At 52.3% G+C, this 19,672-nt stretch carries 21 protein-coding genes; 3 read left to right on the top strand and 18 right to left on the bottom strand.

What is annotated here, in order from left to right:
• Positions 1 to 765, top strand: coding sequence for a flagellar biosynthetic protein FliR (gene fliR, locus FRIGORI9N_RS08875; RefSeq protein ID WP_159569829.1), 765 nt, complete (start codon positions 1 to 3; stop codon positions 763 to 765).
• Here the strand turns inward: fliR and FRIGORI9N_RS08870 are convergent, their stop codons facing one another.
• The 7 genes from FRIGORI9N_RS08870 to ectA form a co-directional block, all read right to left on the bottom strand.
• Positions 766 to 1,218: a response regulator gene (locus FRIGORI9N_RS08870; protein WP_159569827.1), complete on the bottom strand. Its 453-nt coding sequence runs from the start codon at positions 1,216 to 1,218 to the stop codon at positions 766 to 768. It abuts the gene before it with no gap.
• Positions 1,203 to 3,254: a histidine kinase dimerization/phospho-acceptor domain-containing protein gene (locus FRIGORI9N_RS08865; RefSeq protein WP_159569825.1), complete on the bottom strand. Its 2,052-nt coding sequence runs from the start codon at positions 3,252 to 3,254 to the stop codon at positions 1,203 to 1,205. Before FRIGORI9N_RS08865 ends, FRIGORI9N_RS08870 begins: the two co-directional genes overlap by 16 nt.
• A gap of 139 nt (positions 3,255 to 3,393) precedes the next feature.
• Positions 3,394 to 4,803 (bottom strand): sodium/proline symporter, encoded by a 1,410-nt coding sequence (locus tag FRIGORI9N_RS08860; protein ID WP_159569823.1) that lies wholly within the window; start codon positions 4,801 to 4,803, stop codon positions 3,394 to 3,396.
• 1 nt (position 4,804) lies between these two features.
• Positions 4,805 to 5,719: a phytanoyl-CoA dioxygenase family protein gene (locus FRIGORI9N_RS08855; RefSeq protein ID WP_159569821.1), complete on the bottom strand. Its 915-nt coding sequence runs from the start codon at positions 5,717 to 5,719 to the stop codon at positions 4,805 to 4,807.
• Between the two features lie 22 nt (positions 5,720 to 5,741).
• Positions 5,742 to 6,131, bottom strand: a complete 390-nt coding sequence (locus FRIGORI9N_RS08850) for an ectoine synthase (RefSeq protein WP_159569819.1) — start codon at positions 6,129 to 6,131, stop codon at positions 5,742 to 5,744.
• Positions 6,128 to 7,462, bottom strand: a complete 1,335-nt coding sequence (ectB, locus tag FRIGORI9N_RS08845; RefSeq protein ID WP_159569817.1) for a diaminobutyrate--2-oxoglutarate transaminase — start codon at positions 7,460 to 7,462, stop codon at positions 6,128 to 6,130. Before ectB ends, FRIGORI9N_RS08850 begins: the two co-directional genes overlap by 4 nt.
• On the bottom strand, positions 7,459 to 7,986 hold the full coding sequence (gene ectA / locus FRIGORI9N_RS08840) for a diaminobutyrate acetyltransferase (protein ID WP_159569815.1): 528 nt from the start codon (positions 7,984 to 7,986) through the stop codon (positions 7,459 to 7,461). Before ectA ends, ectB begins: the two co-directional genes overlap by 4 nt.
• A gap of 294 nt (positions 7,987 to 8,280) precedes the next feature.
• On the opposite strand from ectA, the gene FRIGORI9N_RS08835 reads away from it, so the two are divergent.
• Both FRIGORI9N_RS08835 and FRIGORI9N_RS08830 read left to right on the top strand, forming a co-directional pair.
• On the top strand, positions 8,281 to 8,763 hold the full coding sequence (locus FRIGORI9N_RS08835) for a MarR family winged helix-turn-helix transcriptional regulator (RefSeq protein ID WP_159569813.1): 483 nt from the start codon (positions 8,281 to 8,283) through the stop codon (positions 8,761 to 8,763).
• 168 nt (positions 8,764 to 8,931) lie between these two features.
• Positions 8,932 to 9,093 (top strand): hypothetical protein, encoded by a 162-nt coding sequence (locus FRIGORI9N_RS08830; RefSeq protein WP_159569810.1) that lies wholly within the window; start codon positions 8,932 to 8,934, stop codon positions 9,091 to 9,093.
• A gap of 10 nt (positions 9,094 to 9,103) precedes the next feature.
• Here the strand turns inward: FRIGORI9N_RS08830 and FRIGORI9N_RS08825 are convergent, their stop codons facing one another.
• The 11 genes from FRIGORI9N_RS08825 to FRIGORI9N_RS08775 form a co-directional block, all read right to left on the bottom strand.
• Positions 9,104 to 10,153 (bottom strand): diguanylate cyclase, encoded by a 1,050-nt coding sequence (locus FRIGORI9N_RS08825; protein ID WP_159569808.1) that lies wholly within the window; start codon positions 10,151 to 10,153, stop codon positions 9,104 to 9,106.
• Between the two features lie 90 nt (positions 10,154 to 10,243).
• Entirely contained in the window at positions 10,244 to 10,768 is a 525-nt protein-coding gene (locus FRIGORI9N_RS08820) for a chemotaxis protein CheW (protein WP_159569806.1), read from the bottom strand.
• Between the two features lie 14 nt (positions 10,769 to 10,782).
• Positions 10,783 to 12,981, bottom strand: a complete 2,199-nt coding sequence (locus FRIGORI9N_RS08815) for a methyl-accepting chemotaxis protein (protein WP_236550852.1) — start codon at positions 12,979 to 12,981, stop codon at positions 10,783 to 10,785.
• A 20-nt stretch (positions 12,982 to 13,001) separates the two neighbouring features.
• A complete protein-coding gene (locus FRIGORI9N_RS08810; RefSeq protein WP_159569804.1) occupies positions 13,002 to 15,170 on the bottom strand; it encodes a chemotaxis protein CheA in 2,169 nt (722 codons plus the stop codon).
• Between the two features lie 3 nt (positions 15,171 to 15,173).
• Positions 15,174 to 15,518, bottom strand: a complete 345-nt coding sequence (locus FRIGORI9N_RS08805) for an STAS domain-containing protein (protein WP_159569801.1) — start codon at positions 15,516 to 15,518, stop codon at positions 15,174 to 15,176.
• A gap of 19 nt (positions 15,519 to 15,537) precedes the next feature.
• Positions 15,538 to 15,903: a response regulator gene (locus tag FRIGORI9N_RS08800; protein WP_008252462.1), complete on the bottom strand. Its 366-nt coding sequence runs from the start codon at positions 15,901 to 15,903 to the stop codon at positions 15,538 to 15,540.
• 21 nt (positions 15,904 to 15,924) lie between these two features.
• Positions 15,925 to 17,121 carry a methyl-accepting chemotaxis protein gene (locus FRIGORI9N_RS08795; protein ID WP_159569799.1) on the bottom strand — a complete coding sequence of 399 codons (1,197 nt, stop codon included), beginning with the start codon at positions 17,119 to 17,121 and terminating at the stop codon, positions 15,925 to 15,927.
• Complete coding sequence (locus tag FRIGORI9N_RS08790; protein WP_159569798.1) at positions 17,105 to 17,293, bottom strand: hypothetical protein; 189 nt, start codon at positions 17,291 to 17,293, stop codon at positions 17,105 to 17,107. Before FRIGORI9N_RS08790 ends, FRIGORI9N_RS08795 begins: the two co-directional genes overlap by 17 nt.
• A gap of 225 nt (positions 17,294 to 17,518) precedes the next feature.
• Positions 17,519 to 17,812, bottom strand: coding sequence for a hypothetical protein (locus tag FRIGORI9N_RS08785; protein ID WP_159569796.1), 294 nt, complete (start codon positions 17,810 to 17,812; stop codon positions 17,519 to 17,521).
• A 21-nt stretch (positions 17,813 to 17,833) separates the two neighbouring features.
• Positions 17,834 to 18,820 (bottom strand): alpha/beta fold hydrolase, encoded by a 987-nt coding sequence (locus FRIGORI9N_RS08780; protein WP_159569794.1) that lies wholly within the window; start codon positions 18,818 to 18,820, stop codon positions 17,834 to 17,836.
• A 135-nt stretch (positions 18,821 to 18,955) separates the two neighbouring features.
• Positions 18,956 to 19,642: a DUF3299 domain-containing protein gene (locus tag FRIGORI9N_RS08775; RefSeq protein ID WP_159569792.1), complete on the bottom strand. Its 687-nt coding sequence runs from the start codon at positions 19,640 to 19,642 to the stop codon at positions 18,956 to 18,958.
• Between the last annotated feature and the right edge of the window lie 30 nt (positions 19,643 to 19,672).

Genomic DNA, 19,672 nt, shown 5'->3' with positions numbered 1-19,672 from the left:
ATGGTCCCCATCAACGGCGAACAACTTGAAATCTGGATCGCCAGTTTTTTGTGGCCATTTATTCGCATTCTGGCCATGCTGGCCACAGCCCCCGTGTTCGACAACCGCACTGTACAGCGCCGCACCCGCGTGGGGTTGGCCGCACTGATTGCCATTGTGATGATGCCCCTGTTGCCCGCACCACCGGTGTTGAGTTCAACGCAGGCCATTCCCGTTTTGATACAACAAATACTGATCGGTGTGGCCATGGGCTTTTCCATGCGCCTGGTGTTTGCAGCGTTCGAAATGGCAGGCGATTTGCTGGGCCTGCAAATGGGTTTGGCCTTTGCCCAATTCATTGACCCTGCCCGCGGCACGCAAACGCCACTGATCGGCAGTTTTCTGGGCGTGCTGGCCAGTCTTGTATTTCTGGTCATTGATGGTCACCTGTTGGTGATCGCAGCGGTGGTTCAAAGCTTCGAGTTGATCCCGATCAGTGCAAACCTTTCGGTGGTCAACACCCAGAACATTGCCATGGCAGGCAGCATCATGTTCATGCTCGCGCTGCAAATTGCCCTGCCTGTGTTGGCGGCGGTGTTGATCAGCAACATTGTCATGGGCATTTTGGCGCGTGCTGCGCCTCAGTTGAATGTGATGTCGATCGGTTTCTCAATCACGATTGGTGTCGGCCTTTGGATACTGTGGGTCAGCCTGCCCTATTTCATTGCCGGAATCGACAGCGCCATTGGTCGCCTGTTGAGTATTTCTGTACTCAAAACGGGCTGATTATTCCAGAAAAAAGTCGCTGTCTACCGTGCAGTCTTTTCCTGCCAAAGTTCCTTTCTTGCGATCCACAGCGTTCGACAGGTGATACCGAATCACCTCCATCAACTGATCCACCTCAAAGGGTTTGATCAAGTAATCGTTGGCCCCCAAAGCAAACGCCTGCTGCAGATCGCTCGCATCACTTCGGGCACTCAACAACACAAAGGGAAGCTTATTGAAATGCGAATCGCCTCGCACGGCCCGCAGCAAATCAAAGCCGTCCATATTGGGCATCATCAAGTCACTGACAATCATTCTGGGCAAAGCGGTATCGTGCACACGGCATTCCAGCAGCAAGCGAAGTGCCTCTTGCCCATCGTGTGCTTCCATGACATCGAGCCCGCTGAGTTGCAGCAACTGAGAGAGATTACTGAGAATGGTCAAGTCATCCTCTACGATCATGACACGCGGCATGCTTCCTCCTTCAGGGACGGCAAATCGACACACAAGTAATGACGATTACGCCGGTTTTTGATCATGATGCGGCCATTGATTAACCGTATCACCCGCTTGGTGAGCAACAAGGTGAATGGCAAATGCTCACCTTTGAAAGGCACCACAGTTTCTTCATCGTGCATGGGTTCAAGCTGTCCACCCTTGACCATCCAGACAGGCCACTCCAGCAATTCTATGCACAGGTTCAGGGTATTCTCATTGGGCATTGTGATGGTCAATTTACCAGCATGTGAGTCTTTGCCCTCAGCAAACGACAACATCTGCCTCATCGCCTGGGTGAACACGTACTCATCCGAATAAAAACAGAATTGATCAACACTGGGGTGCAACTCATATTCCAGCCAGTGTTGACCATGCCTGCGCCTTTGCTCAAACGAGGAAAACTGGCAAAACACTTTCCGGATATCCAGCTGGGCAATGTTCAAATGATTCCGCGTGAAACTTGCCCCCATAAACATCAATGTTTCATCGACCAGTGCCCGCAATGAACGCAAGGCACCGCCAATTTGATCGATGTAATGCAAGGCCGACTCCATGTTCACCGGCTCCTTTTGCAGCGAACTTTCCAGCAACGCTTTGGCTGAACCTATCACTGTCATCGGTGTTCGGATTTCATGCGACAGGTACGACACAAACTGGGACTTTCTGGAAGACAACAGCGACTCTTCGTTCAATTCCTCCCGAATGGAAAGCTCAAGGTCCATTTCCTCGGTTCGGTCATGAATAATTCCCACCGCCTTGCTGGGCAAGCCATAGGCATTTTTAACCGCGACCAAGTGAATTTCAAGCTTCAACAACGAGCCATAGGCTGTTGCATAACGCACCTGCACAGCAGTGCTGGGCAAGATGGCTGTCAGGCAGGATTGCAGGGCTGCATCAAGCCCCTTGATGTCTTCACTCAAAATACCGGCACGCCATGCATTGGCTGATATGGTGGATTGTGCCTGCTCATCAAAGCCAAACAATCGACGCCAGGTTGAACTGAAGGCGACTGTTTCCTGCTCAATATCCCATTCAAAAACACCGTCTTCGAGTGTTGCTACAGCGGCCACCAAACTATCGACCGACATTTCATGGTCGTGCTGCACCAGTTCAATGGAACGCTCCAATTGCTCAATGCGGGTTCGTTCCAGTTCAAGTTCTTCTGATGCATTGGCCACTTGCGCCAAGGCATCTTGCTTCATCACCTGAAGTTTCTGATTGTCTGCGCGCAAGATTTGAACAGACTTGTCGAGCAGAACATAGACGTAACACATCAGCACAGAAATCATCAGCAAGGCAAAAAAGCTGACGAATATCTCGAACCCTGCCCAGCCAGTCCACAGTCCATACCAGGTGGTGTGTTCGGGGCCATCGGTCACATGCACAAAACCAATCAGGCTCAGCGCGATCATTTGGTTCAAACCCACAATGCCGAATATGTAGATCATCCGGCTTTGCAATGGCTTTGATTTACCCACCGAGGTTTCATGCGCAAAGCGGCTCAGCAAACCCATGCACACAAACAGGAACACATACATGGCGATCAGGCCGGGCCAACGCACCTGCACAATCTGGTGATTGTTGGGTATGAAAATAAAAGCCATGTGAATCAGGTATTGAATCAGAATACCCAAGGAAGTGAACAACAACATGAACAGCTTGGCAGCCGCTTTGGCCGACTGAACCAGATAATCCACATAAATAAACACTGCAATGCACATGAAAAACGTGAGCACCGTGCCTGAAATACTGAACAATGCCCCTTCGGCTGAGGGCAAGGTTAGCCCCACAAAGGCCGAGGCAAAAAACATGGAAATGACGTAGAGGGTAATGAGCACCCCCCGACGAATCAGGTAGTGACTGTTGGCAATCAAGGGGGGGTTTTTGATTCGGACTTCGACGCCCACTGTCATGGCCAAAAGAGAGGCGAAAAAACCAAATGCCAAGCCGGAAAGGTTGGCCTCTGAAATTGCAGCTGCTGCGAATGCAAAATCCTCCACTAGCCAATTCATGAATTGCACCGCCCCTGATTCGATTTATGCAGCTTGATGCTGATTTAATTATTGAGTATTGATACCTGACAAGAACTTGCAGGTCGTTTACACAATTTAACAACTTGGGGTGATACACCTATCCCCCCAATCGGGGTAGCTAGGGGTGAAACCGGCTGCGGATAGTACTTATTGCGAAAAAGGCGCCCAAAACAAAAGCACTGAACATGCCCACAGCACCTTCATACACGGTATTGGGAAAACCATAAAACTTCCAGATCACAGTAATCAACACACCCGTACTCGACATGCAAAGCATGGCCAGCGAGTTTAATTGGGCCCCCATGACCTGCCAAATCAGAATAGGTACAAACGCGGCGCCCAGGGTACCCCACGCCCACACCACCAGCGAGAACACGCTTTGCTCACTCCACAGGCCAATGCCCAAGGCGAACAAGGTGGTCAAGCCCGTGGCGGCTTTCAGAACCCACCTGTTTTCAGAAGGTCGGGAGGGTAAATCCTGGGTCAGGGCTGACGAGCACGACAGCACCAGCGAATCGGCTGTGGACATGGTCGCGGCAAAAATACCAGCCAGCATGAGCCCGGCCAACCAGGGCGGCAGCAGGTCACGTGCCATAGTGGGCAGAGCCATTTCTGGATCGAAACCAGCACTTTCGCCAAAGTACAAGCGACTCAGCAAACCCACCGCCGTGGCAAAACAATAGAACAGCAGGTAGTAGCTGTAATACCACCAGCGCACCTGGTTCATTTGGCGGGTATTTTGCAAAGCCAGAAAACGGCTGACAATGTGTGGTTGCCCCAGCGCTGCCGCGCCAGCAAACATCCAGCCCACCACAAACGCAATTGGGCCAACAAAACCGGGAATGTCCAGATCGGTGGGGCTTGGATCCAGAAAACCTTCAATGGTACCGGCTTGCTGAAATACAGCCTGCAAACCACCCAGGTGAGTCACTGCAGCGAACAACAGCACCACCATGGAAACAACCATGAGCAGCGATTGCATGGCATCGGTCCAGATGGATGCGCGCATGCCGCCTGCAATGCTGTAGGCAATCACCACCACCGCCACCATGCCCATGCCAATGGCCATGGGGATATCCAGCATGCCTTCCAGTGCCTTGCCGCCAGCCGAAATTTGCGCGGCGGCATAGGTGCTCAAAAAAGCCACACTGACCAGCGCAGCCAATACTTGCCATGATCTGTTTCGGGTGCCGCCCCAGCGCGCCAACAAACTGATGATGCCGTTGGCATGCACACGCTCGGCCTCGTCGCGCATGCGTTCATGTGCAATTTTTGAGGCCATCAGGTCGCCCGCAATCCAGCCGACCATGAGCCAAACCGATTGAATGCCCACGGCATAGGTGTAGCCGATCAGGCCGATGAACATGTAACCTGAATTGTTGGTGGCCACTGCCGACAAGCCCACCAGCCACGGAGGCACGCTGCGGCTGGCTACGAAGTAATCAGCCGCACTGGCCTTGGCCTGCCTGGCTGAACTTAAGCCAACCAGCAGCACCAGGCCCAAGCAAATGAAAAAACTTGCGCCCAAATTAAGCAGGCACCTGCAGGGTCAAGGCCTCAACAGTGCGTGCGGCAAGAAACTCAGGCCTTGGCGCATCCGCAGCGTAAGGCGAATGCAGGGCGTTGCTGATTGCGTTGTACACATAAAACAGGTTGGCACGCAGGTGGTCACTGGTGTTTTTGCCTGCGCCGTGCATCACGTTGCAATCAAACAGCAACACTGAACCGGCCGGCGCCACCACTTCCTGAACTCCCCCGTTTTCCTCCAGCAAATCGAGAAACAGTGCAGGCGGTTTGCCCACGGCCTGCTTTTTGAATGCTTCACGATAGCCATCGGTGTCTGGTGTTTCGCCAGGACAGGCCACGAATGTTTTGTGGCTGCGCGGCATGAACTTCAAGGAACCATCGGCTGAAATTTCATCGGTCAGCAGCACCGTGGCGCTAATCGCACGCATGCCGGGCATGCCGTCCTCGGCGTGCCAGGTTTCAAAGTCGCTGTGCCACTCGAACCCGCTGCCATACTGCGGGCTTTTAAAATTCAGGCGTGACTGGTGGATATACACCGGGTCATTCAGCAGAAATTGAACCACTTCAAGCATGCGTGGGTTGCTGGCAGTCTCTTTCAACAAACCTTCCATGCCATGCACACCAAACAGGGTACGGAGCTGATCGCCATCGGCTTCCTTGATCAGCTGCCCGGCATGGGTTTGTGCGCAATTCTTGCTCACACGCTCGGCGGCAGCACGCAACTCGTCCAGCTCGTGCGCTGAAAATACATCGGTCAATACCAGATAACCGTCGCGCTCAAATTGGGCTACTTGCTCCTGGGTCAACGGCGAGTCTTCGGTCCACTCACCGTGCACCACAGGCTCGGCGCGCCGAATCAAAGCGCCTTCAGATTTGTCACGTGTGGGGTATGGGTCTCTTACGGCTGAAACAATCATTGTGTTTTGCCTCCTTTTTTATTTATTCGGCCAACGCGGGATAGGCGCCGGTTTCGTCGTGCACTTCCGCACCGGTTACAGGCGGATTAAACACGCAAGCCATGATCATGGGCTCGTCAAAGGCACGCAAAATATGCGGGTCGTGCAAGTTCAAGGCGTACATGGTGCCCGCCTCAATTGGATACACCTTGCCATCGATCTTGCTTTCAATTTCGCCCTTGCCACTGACGCAATACACGCTCTCCAGGTGGTTCTTGTAGTGCATGTGCAATTCAGCCTTGGCATGAATGGTCGTGATGTGAAAGGAAAAGCCCATGTCGTCGTCGCGCAGCAGCATGCGAACGCTGTCCCAACCTTTGGAATGAATGTGCTTTTCCGTGCCTTGTACTTCGCTGAGTTTTCGGACAATCATGCTTTCACCTTTTTGCTGTTGGTTTCCTTCTCAGCCTTGGCGCTTACTACGGCCACAGCCTTTTCCAGAATGGTCAAACCTTTCTTCAGGTCTTCCATTTCAATATTCAGGGCAGCGAACACCTTCACCACCTGGCCTTCATTTCCACAGGTCTCGATAATCATGTGGTGCTTGAAACATTCGGCCACCACTTCATCGGCCAGCGCACCGTTTTGCATTTCAATGCCCTGCATCATGCCGCGGCCTTTCACCTGCACCGTGATGTTGTCATTGGCTTTCAAAATGCGGTTCAAGCTTTGATTCACCACGTCTGCACGCTGCGCAATGCCGCGCTCGAATGCTGGGTTGGCCCAATACTTTTCCAGCGAAGCTGCCGCGGTAATGAACGCATGGTTGTTGCCCCGGAAGGTGCCGTTGTGCTCGCCCGGCTTCCAGAAATCAAGGTCTGGGCGAATCAGCGTAACGGCCATGGGCAAGCCCATGCCTGAAAGCGACTTGGACAGGCATATCAAGTCGGGCTCAATACCGGCTTCTTCGAAACTGAAGAAAGAACCTGCACGGCCTACACCAGCCTGAATTTCATCAAGAATCAGCATGGCACCGGCTTTGCGGGTGATTTTGGCCAAATTTTTCAACCACTTCATCGACGCAGGGTTCAAACCACCCTCGCCTTGCACGCCTTCCACAATTACAGCGGCGGGTGCGTCTTGACCGCTTGATTTGTCGGTCAGCATTTTTTCAAGGTACTCGGTGGTGTCCACGCCCTCGCCCATGTAACCGTCGTAGGGGTAACGGTCCACGCCGCACAAAGTCGATGCCGAGGGGCTGCGGTGGTGGGTATTGGCTGTACACGCCAGTGCGCCCTGGGTAACACCATGAAAACCATTGGTGAAGGCAATAATCTGCTTGCGCCCGGTAATTTTGCGCGCCAGCTTGATGGCCGCTTCCACCGAGTTCGTGCCGGTTGGGCCGGTGAACTGGATGCGGTACTGCATGCCGCGCGGCTTCAAGATATGACGATTGAACGCATCAATGAACTTGGCTTTTGCAGCGCTGTGCATGTCCAGGCTGTGGCCAATGCCGTCATCCGTAATGTAGTCAAGCAATGCCGATTTCATCTCTGGATCGTTGTGCCCGTAGTTCAACGAGCCTGCCCCAGACAGGAAATCGAGATAATCCTGACCATTCATGTCGGTCATGTAGCTGCCCTTGGCGCGAACAAACAGGGTTGGAAAGCTGCGGCAGTAGCTGCGCGCTTCCGACTCGTTTTTCTGGAATGTGCGAATTTTGCTCAGGGTTTGAAAGTCGATTGACTTGCTTGAGTCACTCATTGTTGTACTCCTTGAGTTTGTAGGAATGTCGCCAGTGGCGTAGTTGGCAAAGCGATTTCCACCAATACTTCGGTGTTGTGCCGCCCGCCAAAATGAGACTGTTCTTCGAACCAGTCTTGTGAAGACAAATCGCTGCCCCAGTCGCGAGCCAGTGATTTGAAAAGCCCCCAAGACGCCGCGTTGTCAGGCGTAATGGATGTGTGAATTTTCTTGATTCCGTTTTGCTGTGCAAGCACCCAGTTGATCAAGTGCTTGCCCAAACCAAGGCCGCGGGCTTTTTCGCCCACTGCCACCTGCCAAACAAAAAATGTGTCAGTTTGCTTGGGTGGAATGTAGCCCGATACCCAGGCAACCACCTCGCCATGCAAGGTGGCCACTACGCAGGTGGGCGCAAAATGGCTGCACTGCAACAGGTACAAATAATGGGAATTCAGGTCGAGAGGTTTGCAAGCGTCCACAAGATCAAAAACGGCAGTACCGTCTTCGAGCACGGGATGTCGCAAAACGACATCAGTGTTTGACATTTGGATGAGATGGCTCTGTTATTGGCAGACCCATTTGTTATTAACAAATTAACTACTTCTCATCCTTTCGTAAAAGCTCCTTAAATCAAATCAACAATTTAAAGAGTTTTTATGAAAGAACAAATCAATAATAGTTTATTTTATGAACGATTGCAAATCGTCTTGTACAAACCCCGAACAAACCCCGGATTGTTAAATTTGGTGGGATCGCTCTAAGCGCTGGAATTTTCAACTCACAGCGCCTGTTAATCACTACAATTCATCAAACTGAATTAAATCACCGGGTTAGCGCACATGGACAGCACCTTACAAAATTCACTCATTTCGCTCCGTCGAATCATTCGTGCCACCGAATCGGGCGCCCGCGAATTGGCCAAAAAAGCCGACATGGCAACCTCTGAATTGCTGACTTTGCAATCCGTGGCAGACAACCCGGGTATATCACCAGGTGAACTGGCCAGATCAATGAGCCTTTCTCCAGTCACTTCCACGGTCATTCTTCAAAAACTGGAAAGCCGGGGTTTGATCGAAAAAATTCGAAGCAAGGTGGACAAGCGCAGGCTTGAAGTGGTGCTGACCGAGAAGGGCAAACACGAGGTCAATGACGCCCCGTCCAGCCTTCAAACCCGCTTTGCCGAGCGCTTCGGTCAACTGCAAAGCTGGGAACAGCATTTGATTGCGTCGGTACTGGGCCGTGTTACTACATTGCTGGGCGCAGAGACCATTGACGCTTCGCCAATTCTTGATATTGGCGAAATTGACAAACCAACGAAATAATCTGAACAAAGCTGTCAAATAAGAATTGACTTATTGTTTATTATTTTTAATAATTGTCACGAATTTACAACAATTCACATTTTCAGGGTTTGACTGTTCTCCATGCTTGATTTAAGCGCATTTTTTAGACGCAACAGAAAAGTTCTGTGGTTCGCAATTGCAGCATTCATGGTGACCTTCGTATCAATACAGGTCAGCAAAGCCTTGGCCACTCGCGATTCCAACTACGGTGAAATTGCCGAATGCACTTATGTGCACCAAGCCCCCGAACTGCAAACCCCACTTAACCAGCAAGAACCGATCAGCAAGTACTGCGCCAAAAAGGGTTGAACTCAAGCGCTTAAAGTGTCGCAACCAGAACCTGGTCCTTTCCGGTTTTTTTGGCTTCGTACATGAGCTCGTCCGCCCGGGCCAACAGCTTTTCAAGGCTTGTCTCTTCAAACGTTGTAACCTGCAATACCCCCACACTGGCGGAAACCGGCAGATTCGGGCAGGTGTAGTCAATGGCCTCGGCAATGGCCGCCTTAATGCGTTGCCCCAAATTTTCTGCCATGTCTGGCCGAATGGTTCCCAAACTCAACACCACAAATTCATCGCCCGCCAAACGGTACACCTTGTCTTCGGATCGCAGGCGAACAGACAACTTGCTGCTGATACGCTTGAGCAACTTATCGCCCATGGCATGACCCAGGCTGTCGTTGACCAACTTGAAATTGTCCAGATCGAGAAAGGACAAAACGAAAGGTTCTTTGGCATTCAGGGTGCGCCACACTGCGGCCTCAAGTGCCTTGCGATTCAAGCTGCGGGTCAGGGGGTCGGTCAGGTTTTCCTGACGCAAGGATTTTGAACTGGCCTGAATTTTTACACTGACCCCATAAAACTGAATGGGCAACACCAACAACAAAAACAGATTGGCATACACCAGTTCGGTGTTCGCCTGCCAATAAGGTACGAACGCGCCCAAACCCAATACGATCAGGATGCCCAAGCCAATGTGACACGCCAGCATGCAGGGGCCATAACGAATACCCCGAATCAGCGCGACCACAGCGATCAAGGGCGACAGGGGTGCCAGGTAGTCTGCAGAAACCACCAAGCCCCAACCAATCAATGGCAGATCAATACAATAACTGGGTAGTTCGATTTTTTCCCAATGGCGTTCGCGATTGGAGATGAGCCAGGCCTGCACCAAGGCAAAGATAAAATAAAGCCCCACCACGACCATGAAGGCCATGCGGGCGCCGTTACCAGTGATTGCGCCTCCCGGCGCGAGAAAGAAAACGATCAGAAAGGAAAGCCCGGCAAAGGCCATTCGTTGCCGCGCGCGCGAGGCACTGTCTGAAATATCGAGAACGTATTTTAGTTTTAACATGCGGTTGAGATATCTCATGGTGCCCCACCGGGAGAATATCCCCCCAGTGGGTGTGTCAGCTCATGATCTCAGTGACGCATTACCGCCTGCCGGTTCCAAGTAATTGCTTTAAGCAAGTGCGGCCGAGGCAACTTCCTCAAGGTTGGTTGGAATGTCGAAGTCAAGCAGGCGCTCAACGTTCAACACCAACACAAACTCTTCATCCACTTTGCCGATACCACGCAGGAAGTCTGTTCGCACGCCCGCGCCAAACTGCGGAGGCGGTGCAATAAACTCGGCCCCGATATCAACCACGGCGTTTACCGCATCGACCATGAAGCCAACCACCTGTGTTTCTTCGGCCATTTGACATTCAAGAATCACAATGCAGGTGCGTCGGTTGATTTCAGTTTTGCCCTGTCCAAACCTGGCACTCAAATCCACCACCGGCACCACGGAGCCCCGCAGGTTGATCACACCACTAATACATTGCTGCATCATTGGCACCACCGTAATACGCCCAAACTCGATGATCTCTTTGATCCGGAGAATTTCCACCGCCAGCTTTTGCCCATGTACCTGAAACGTCAGGTACTGGTGGCTGGCGCTGTCACTCTCCATGGCCTTGGCCAATTGCTCATTGATATTGCTCATGGTGAGTGCCCCTGTTAGAAGTCGTCAAAATTATCAAAACTGTCTGCACTGCCTTGGCTGCCAGCTTTGGGTGATGTCGGCTTGCGTTCAGCGTGGCTTGAGTTCCGAGCGCTTGAGCGACCAGTGCCAGTATCGAAGAAGCTCATGGCCGTGTTCAGCATGCTGGCCTGACCACTCATTTCTTCGGCAGTTGCAGCCAACTCTTCAGAAGCTGCAGCATTCTGCTGGGTTTGCTGGTTCAAGCTCATCATGGCCTGGTTAATTTGCGCCACGCCGTTGGTTTGCTCATTCGAGGCGGCTGTAATTTCCTGAACCAGGTCGGATGTGCGGTTAATCGCCGGCACCATTTCCTGCAACAAGCTACCAGCGCGCTCAGCCTGCTTCACGCTGCTGCTGGCCAGGTCACCAATTTCCTGAGCAGCCACCTGGCTGCGTTCGGCCAGTTTGCGTACCTCTGCTGCCACCACAGCGAAACCCTTGCCGTGTTCACCGGCGCGGGCTGCTTCAATTGCAGCGTTCAAGGCCAACAAATTGGTCTGATAAGCAATGTCGTCCACAATGCCGATTTTGTCGGCAATCGCCTTCATCGCGTTCACAGTTTCAGTCACAGCGCGACCACCCTCTTTCGCTTCTTCAGCGGCTTTGGTTGCGATCTGATCGGTCACACGGCTGTTCTCACTGTTCTGCTTGATCGAACCCGCCATTTCTTCAATGCTGGCTGACACTTCTTCAACACCTGCGGCCTGGCTGCTTGCACCCTGCGACAGGCTTTGTGATGTTTTGGAAATTTCACGTGCCGCGTTGGTCAATGAATCTGCATTGCCACGCACTTCCCGAATCACATCGCTCAGGCGGTCAATGGTGGTGTTCACATCGTCTTTCACTTCACCAAACAGCCCGTTGTAGGTGGCTGTAATTTTCTGGGTCATGTTGCCGCTGGCCAGTAGTTTCAATACACGGCCCACGTCTTCCAGACCCACCGATGTGGTGGTCAACAAGCCGTTCACGTTCTGTGCCAATGTTTTCAGGAAACCTTCCTTGTCATCTTCACGAATGCGACTGCTGAAATCACCATCGGAGGCACGGCCCACAATGCCGGAAATCTCGTTTTCAATTGCCACTTCACCAGTGCGATCGCTCCACTCCACCACCGTACCCAAACGCTCACCCGCCTCGTTGATCACTGGTGAAGCGATCAAACGGAAGCTGAGGTCACCCACTTTAATTCCCGTCTTCAAAGGTGAATTCAGGGCAGACAGCATGCCGCGCTGGTGTGCCGGATTTTTGTGGAACACATCAATGTTTGCACCGATCAGTTTGCGCACGTTGAAGTTGGGCAGACTCTTGCGAATCATATCCTCGTTGCGCGTCATCATGGTGTTCAAGGAGTTATTCAAGTAAGTGATGTGATTCTGGTTGTCCGCAATCATCACGTTGGTAGTCACAGAGTCCAAGGCAATGCGAATGGCCAGGTTCTCCAGCGCAGTTTTGCGCTCTTTCTCGGCACGCTCTTCTTCGCGCTTGGCCATGGCCACTTCGCCGGTGCGGTCTTTCCATTCCACCACAGTACCCACGCGGGTGCCCGAGGCATCAAACACGGGAGTCACCAACAAGTTGAAATGGCGCTCACCAATGGTCAGGTTGGTGCTGTATGAATCGCGCAGGCGGGCCAACATGCCACGCTGGTGGCTGGGCACCTTGTGAAAGCTGTCAATGTTCGCGCCCAGAATTTTGCGGGCATCAAATTGGGGCAGGTCTTTCTTGATGTCAGTTTCCGCTTCCACCAACATTTTCGACAGTGAGTTGTTCACGTACACAATGTTGTAATCAGCATCGGCAATCATCACGTTGGTGGCCACGCTTTCCAGCGCTTGTACCTGGCGTTGCGCAAACATGGTTTCCGCTTCCAGTTTTTTCATTGCGTCGCGAATCACCGTGGGCAACTCATCGGCAGCGCCTTTCAATGTTTCTTTTTTCCACAACTGGTGAACGCTGCGCACGGCAGTTTCTTCAATTCTGCGTGAACGCTCATTCACGTTGGCAATCATCTCGTTGATCTTGGTCACAACGGACAGAACATCACCGCTCAGGTCTTTGGTGGGCAATGCCTGCAAAGGCTTTTCCAGGTTGGTTTTCAAGCCGGAAATTTCCACTTCAAGGTTATCAGCCACTGCTGCCAACTGACCGCTTTTCAAAAAATCAAATGCACCCATGTTCGTTTTCCTTTGTAAAATTACGCGTTGGCCTGCTCAAGGCTTTTGCTTGGAACTGCCGGTTGTTCAATGGCATGCCGGCTGAATTCCAGCTCCGCCGTTTTTGCTGTAATACTGCTGACTTCTGTAATCAATTTCGGTACATCAATGATCAAGGCCACATCACCGTTGCCCATAATGGTGGCCCCGCTGATTGCCCGGTTTTGCTCAAACAGATTGCCCAGCGGTTTAATCACTGTTTGTGATTCGCCGTGGAGTTGATCGGCCACAATGCCGGCCTTCATGCCACCAAAGCTGACCACAATGATATTTTCGCGCTTGGGGCGCTTAGCATCGGGATGAAACACTTTGCGCAATCGCACTGCCGGCAGAAACTCGCCACGCAGGTCGTAATGAATGTCCATGCGATCGTCGGTGCCCAAAGCATCGACAGGCAGTTCAAGGCACTCACGCACATAGGAAAGCGGGATCACATACACCGAACCACCGACACCAATCATGAATCCATCGATGATGGCCAGGGTCAGCGGCAGGCGAATCTCGAATGTGCAACCATTGCCCGGGCGTGAACGCACCTGAACAGAACCACGCAATGCTTCAATGTTGCGCTTCACCACGTCCATGCCCACACCGCGACCGGAAATGTCGGTCACCTTGTCAGCCGTAGAAAAACCTGGCGCAAAAATCAGCATGTTCACTTCGGCGTCGGTCAGCATTTGGTCGGGCGTTACGATGCCCTTCTCAATCGCTTTCTTCAGGATTTTTTCGCGTGCCAGCCCACGACCATCGTCATTGACCTCAATCACAATGTGCCCGCTGTCATGGTAGGCATTCAATTGCAAGCGACCCGTAGCAGGCTTTCCGGCGGCCACGCGTTCTTCCGGAGTTTCCAGACCATGGTCCAAGGCATTGCGCACCAGGTGCATCAAAGGATCACCAATTTTTTCAACCACCGACTTGTCAAGCTCGGTGTCTTCGCCTGAAATTTCAAGCTGAATCTGCTTGCCCAGGCCCATGGCGGTGTCACGCACCACGCGCTGAAAGCGTTGAAATGTTTCGCCAATTTGCACCATGCGCAAACCCAGTGCGCCGTCTCGAATTTCCTCGATCAGACCTGCCACTGCACTGGTCGATTCCAGCATGGCGGTGTGGTTCAAATGTTTGGCCTGCTCCACCGTGCCTGCATTGGCAATGACCAGTTCGCCCACCAGGTTGATCAGTGCATCCAGTTTGTCGGAAGGCACGCGAATAAATGAACTGGTCGGTGTGGCTTTGCCTGCGGCTTTGACTTTGCCCGGTGCCGCACTCACAACGCTGCCCTGAACTTCTAGCTCCTCGGGCAACTCTTCCTCGACTGGTCTGCGAAAGCCCGCTTCGTGCAACAACTCGGTGGCGCGCACCGCACCTTCCGGCAGCGCATTGACCAAGTCGTCCCACTGCTCGGGTGTGCAGTTGTGGGCGAGTATTCGAACCTTGCTTTCCTCGGTCAAAAACTCAAAGGCATCCTCTATACCAGCCTGGCCTTTGTCAGTGACAAAACGCAGCTCGAACCCCAGGTAACAGGTCTCGGAATCCAGGTCTGCAAAACTGGGCAGTGCATCCAGCACTGGCATCACAGCCTGCAATTCGCCGAAACTTTCCATGTACGAAAAAATGGGAGCCGGGTCAAAGCCATCGCACAATGTACTGCGACCCAAGCGCACCGACACATGCCAGGTTTGCTGCCCTTGATCGGCCTCAACACCCTTGCCTGGCCTGCTGGGTGCAGGTTGGTCTTCCTGCAGCAAGTAAGCTTTTAGCCGGGCAGTCAGGCCAGCCTGCCCACCTGCCATTTCGGGGCTAACACTTTCCGCATCGCCACCAGCCTCAATGCAATCCACCAAATCTGAAATGTGGTCACGGCATTCAAGCACCAAGGTGCTCATATTCGCGTCAAAGCCGATTTCAGAATTGCGCACACGATCCAGCACAGTTTCAAGGTTGTGCACAAAGTGTGTAATCACCATCAAACCAAAAACACCTGCACTGCCTTTGATGGTGTGCGCCGCGCGAAAGGCGGCATTCAGTACTTCGGTGTCATTGGGGTTTTGCTCCAGCTGCAGCACATAGCTTTCCACTTCAGCCAGCAGTTGCCTGGCCTCGGTGAAAAATATGCCGCGCGAAGCATCAAGATCCAGTTCAAAGGCCATGCCTTAGTTCTCCAGAAAACCAGCGTTGATCCAGGACTGCACACCCAGGCGTGCGGCTTTCATGGCCACCACTTCCGAGGGCTTGGTCCAGTGCACGCGAAGGTTCACAGCAGGGTCGTTTTGAATGGTCACCAGCAGTTGCATGCCCGCCGTGTCCACTTCATGACAGTGAGTCAAATCAAGCACCACTGAAATCCCCTGACTCAAAGACTGACGAATCACTTCAACCAGTCCTGCGCAATCCGCAATCGTCAGGGTGTCCAATGCCACTTGGGTGTGCCTGGTGGATGCAATACTGTTTTCCATTTCGTTTTCAAGGTCTTCTTGCATAATCAGTTCGCTGTGCATGTGCATCCTCCCTGTGGCGTTAAGCCACCAATTTGTTCACTGCTGCAATCATTTGTTCAGGCTTGAATGGCTTGACCATCCACGCTTTCAGGCCCGCAGCCTGCCCTTCGCTTTTCAGTTTGTCGTCCGATTCCGTGGTCAGCATGATGATGGGAACAAACTTGTACGCTGCCATTTTTTTGACTTCACGCACAAAGGTGAGTCCGTCCATGTTCGGCATGTTCAAGTCACTCACGATCAGGTTGATTTTTCGGCCATCCAGTTTGGTTAGTGCGTCCTTGCCATCGCAACCTTCCACCACATCAAAGCCCTGGCTTTTCAGGGTCATCGACACCACTTGGCGCAAGGAGGTGGAGTCGTCCACGATCAATACGGTTTTGCTCATACAGGTTCTCGTTCTTGGTGTTTAGAAAAAGGTCAGTTCATCGCTGCTTGCACTGGGCTTGGCTACAGCATTGCCACCACTTTTACCGGTGTGGTTTACGCGCTCCTCAGCCATGGTGTACTTGCGTTCAAGTTCGTGCATCAAAGTGGCCACGTCCAAGGCCTCAAGGCCTGTGTGCAATTGACTTTTCATCTGGGTCAGGCTGTCTTGTACATGCCCAAGAATCTGCGACACCCGGTCCTGAAACTGAAAGTGAACTACCGCATTGTTCAAGCTGGAAGACACTTGATTGGTGTTGGCAATAATCTGCTCGCTGGCCTGGTGAAGTGGCCCGGTAACCTGCTCAAATTGATCGACCACACCACTTAAGGTTTCACTGGCCTGGCTCAATACTTTCTCGTCGCTGGTCTCCATGCGTGCGGCACCGTCACCAGCTTTTTTGGCGGCTGCGGCAATCAACTGAACCCGTTCGCGAATCTTGACGCCGGTTTCTGCAGAGAGCATCGAGAGCTTGCGCACCTCATCGGCCACAATCGAAAAACCGCGTCCTTCTTCGCCAGCGCGGGCTGCTTCGATGGCGGCATTCAGCGCCAGCAGATTGGTGCGTGCAGCAAGGTTTTCAACCGACACGGCCATCTTGGCCAACTCCTCTGTCGAGGAGATAAAGCCCTTCACCTCTTGCATGATCATGGCTTTTTCATCGAAGGAATTGCGAATGCTGCTCAACATGCCGTTGAGACTTTGCGCAACATGATCGGCCAATCCGTTACTGCCACCAGAGGTGTTGCCCAGCACTTGGGCTGCGCCAGTGGCCGCACTCACTGTGTCGTTCAATTTGCTGTGAATTTCTGAAAACGCTTCAGCCAAATTCACGATTCCCAATTCCATTTGCGAGTTGGCCGTACTCAACTGGCTATTCAGTGTGGGCACCCACAGGTCTGCCAACTGAACCAGCTCCACTTTCTCTGTGTCGGACTGACTCAGGTCATTCACAGTGCTCAGCAAGGAATCAATTTCTGCCTGCAAGGTCTGTTGGCGTTGTTTGCCGATTTCAAAAATTGCAAGGCCACACAAAACCACGGCAACAACGCCTGCGGCAAATGGCCAAACGCTGCGCTGTGCCACAGCAACAAACACCAGAATGCCCACAGACGCAGCAATCATGACCAGCGGCAACCAGTTCCTGGTTTGTTGTGTATTTTTATTGTGTTTTTTCATGAACCGATATTCCTATCAATTGTTTGACTGGGCACACTGCAGTTTCAAGAGGAGCGGGGGCATGCTCAAAGGCCTCGTACCATCCATTGGAAAAAGCGCCATGAACAGTGAGGTAGCCCGTTGCTACCCAACGATGGAGAAGTTGCAGGAAATCGATTGGGTTGCTACGCATCAAGTCCTCCAATAGTCCACTTTGTTAAACGCAGTGAACTTGAATATTTCACGCTTGATGCAAGTTTGCGCTGGTACCCATGTGCTCAATAGGGAGAAAAGAAATGGAAAAGGGGGCCAATATTAGGTTAATGCGTTTGGGGGAATGCAAGAGAAGGTTAACTGTGTGAACAAATGTAAAAAAACCCACTACTGGAGCGGGTTTCGGGGTAATGCAGACTAAAATTTATTGGGGTTTTTCGGGCTTTAAAGTCATGCCGAGAGGCCCTTTAATTGTCCCGTCCTCGTTGAGGTCATAAATGGTGGTTTCACCATCGCTGGTGATTTTCACTTTTTTGTCTTCCACCACATAGGCCGCTTCACGGGTTACACCCATGGTTGACACATACACCGTGCCATCACCCTGAAACTCATACTTTTGCAAACCCAGGTCGTCTTTGTAAACACCATCCAGCTTGTTACCGCATGCTGTCAACAAACCGAGCAAACCCAGCATGATGCATGCTTTACGAATATTCATGCTTCGAATCCCCTATCAAGATCAGGCCGTCCAAAACTCCTGCAGGGCCTTGGCCGTGCGGATCGGAATTTCAACCATGGGCAAGTGGCCCACGCCGTCAAAAAGTAACACATCCGCATGAGGAATGATGGCTTGGTAGGTGTAAGCGCCGGTGTAATGTACCAGTCGGTCTTCTTTGCCCCACATGATCAGGGTTGGAGCCTGTGTGGCGGACATGCCCGGACCATTCGGATTGGGCGCATTGACAAACATTTGATGAAACAGGTGCCGATTGACATGCCGGCGGCTGATCAGGTCTTGTGCCATCACCGGGGCAAGTGCCAAAGCAATTGCACGGTTGTGTACGGCCAGGCTCATAAGGGTGTGCGCGCCCGCAAGGCTTTCCACGATCATTGGGTTACGGCCTTCTTTCAGACCCGCTTCAAAACGGGTGTGGTCACTGCCCTTTCCACCAGCCGGGTTCATCAGGCACAGTGTTTGTATCAAATGCCCATGCCGACCGGCCAACAAAGCCGACACCAAGCCACCCACGGAATTGCCCACCAAATGGGCTTTGCCCGGCACATGGCTTTCAATCCAGGCTGCAACACGGGCCACCTGGTCATCCAGCCCATAAGGCACATTGGCATTGAACTGGCTTTCACCCCAACCGGGCAAATCCAGCACAAACAAACGATGCTGCTTCAACAAAAAAGGCACCAGCGACAACCAGTTTTCCTTGTTGGACGCAAAACCATGCAGCAGCACCACAGGCGTGCCTTCGGGATTGCCACCTTCAAGCCACACCAACTGGTGGTCAAGCACAGTGGCCTGATTGCGCTTCAGGCCTGAAAGGCCTGCATGCAATTTATTGATCAGGGGCACCGCGCTGCGGTTTTTCCATTGGCGAATCTTCAAGCCATGCGGCGGGCGGGCCAGGTTGAGGTAGTTCGGTGCAACATCGTCAAGAAATGCAAGCTCAAGATGATGCATGCTGGCTAATTCTGTGCCAGTGCTTACATTGCCCATGAATCATTACCTCCAGTGGAAATCAAACGTTTGTTTTTTTTATAGACTGTAACATCGCTTGATGTAACGGTATGGGCATGATGACTTGCTGTCAACGATAAAAATAGAGGGGTTTTTACTAATTCAGTCGCTAGCTCACTCGTCGTAAGGCTGTATGCCTGTGGCGGTCAGCAAATAGGCTGCGTCGCCCAATTCACTGCTGAACTTGCTGGCAGTGAGTTCTCCCCACACCCAGTACGCCTGCATGGCGCCCACGGCGGGTTGGGGTTCGCTGAGTTTGACATGAATGATTTGATTGGCGGGCGGTGGCGGTGTGTGAATACAGGCCCCGAAATACGGCACCAACAACAGCTCATCCACGCCCTTCTCGCTTTGTTCAATTGGAATTGCAAATCCGGGAATGCGTACTTTTTTCCCCGTGTAAGACATATTGACAGGCGCATCGTTCCAGGCTTTGCGCATTTTCTCCAACGCCTCTTGGGCTTTCGGATCGTTGTCCTGCAGTTCTGCGATATTCATGCCACGAAACGCAGCCATCGGGTCCCAATCGGCAGGCATCAAGTTGTCCCACTGCAACTCTGGAAATGCAGGATCGAACTCGGTTGCTTTTTTGGCGGGCTGACCAGCCAAGCGATCACCTACTGCATACTCGCCATCGGTAGTTGCCGTTTCGCTTGAAAGTTGGGCCAGTGTTTGTTCCAGTTGGGTCGCGCCTTCTGCGTTTTGGGCAGGCTTGCCGAGAAACCAGGAGGCAAGGCCATAGCCCAGTACAGTAAGCACCACCACGGCCACAACCATCACGATTACTTTGCCAATTTTCATGAACAATACACCTGCACGTTACTTCACTGT

The sequence above is a fragment of the Limnobacter sp. 130 genome (assembly GCF_902506325.1).
GTDB lineage: Bacteria > Pseudomonadota > Gammaproteobacteria > Burkholderiales > Burkholderiaceae_B > Limnobacter.
Note: the sequence above shows the minus strand (reverse complement) of the source record. Positions and strands in the feature narration are given on the sequence as shown.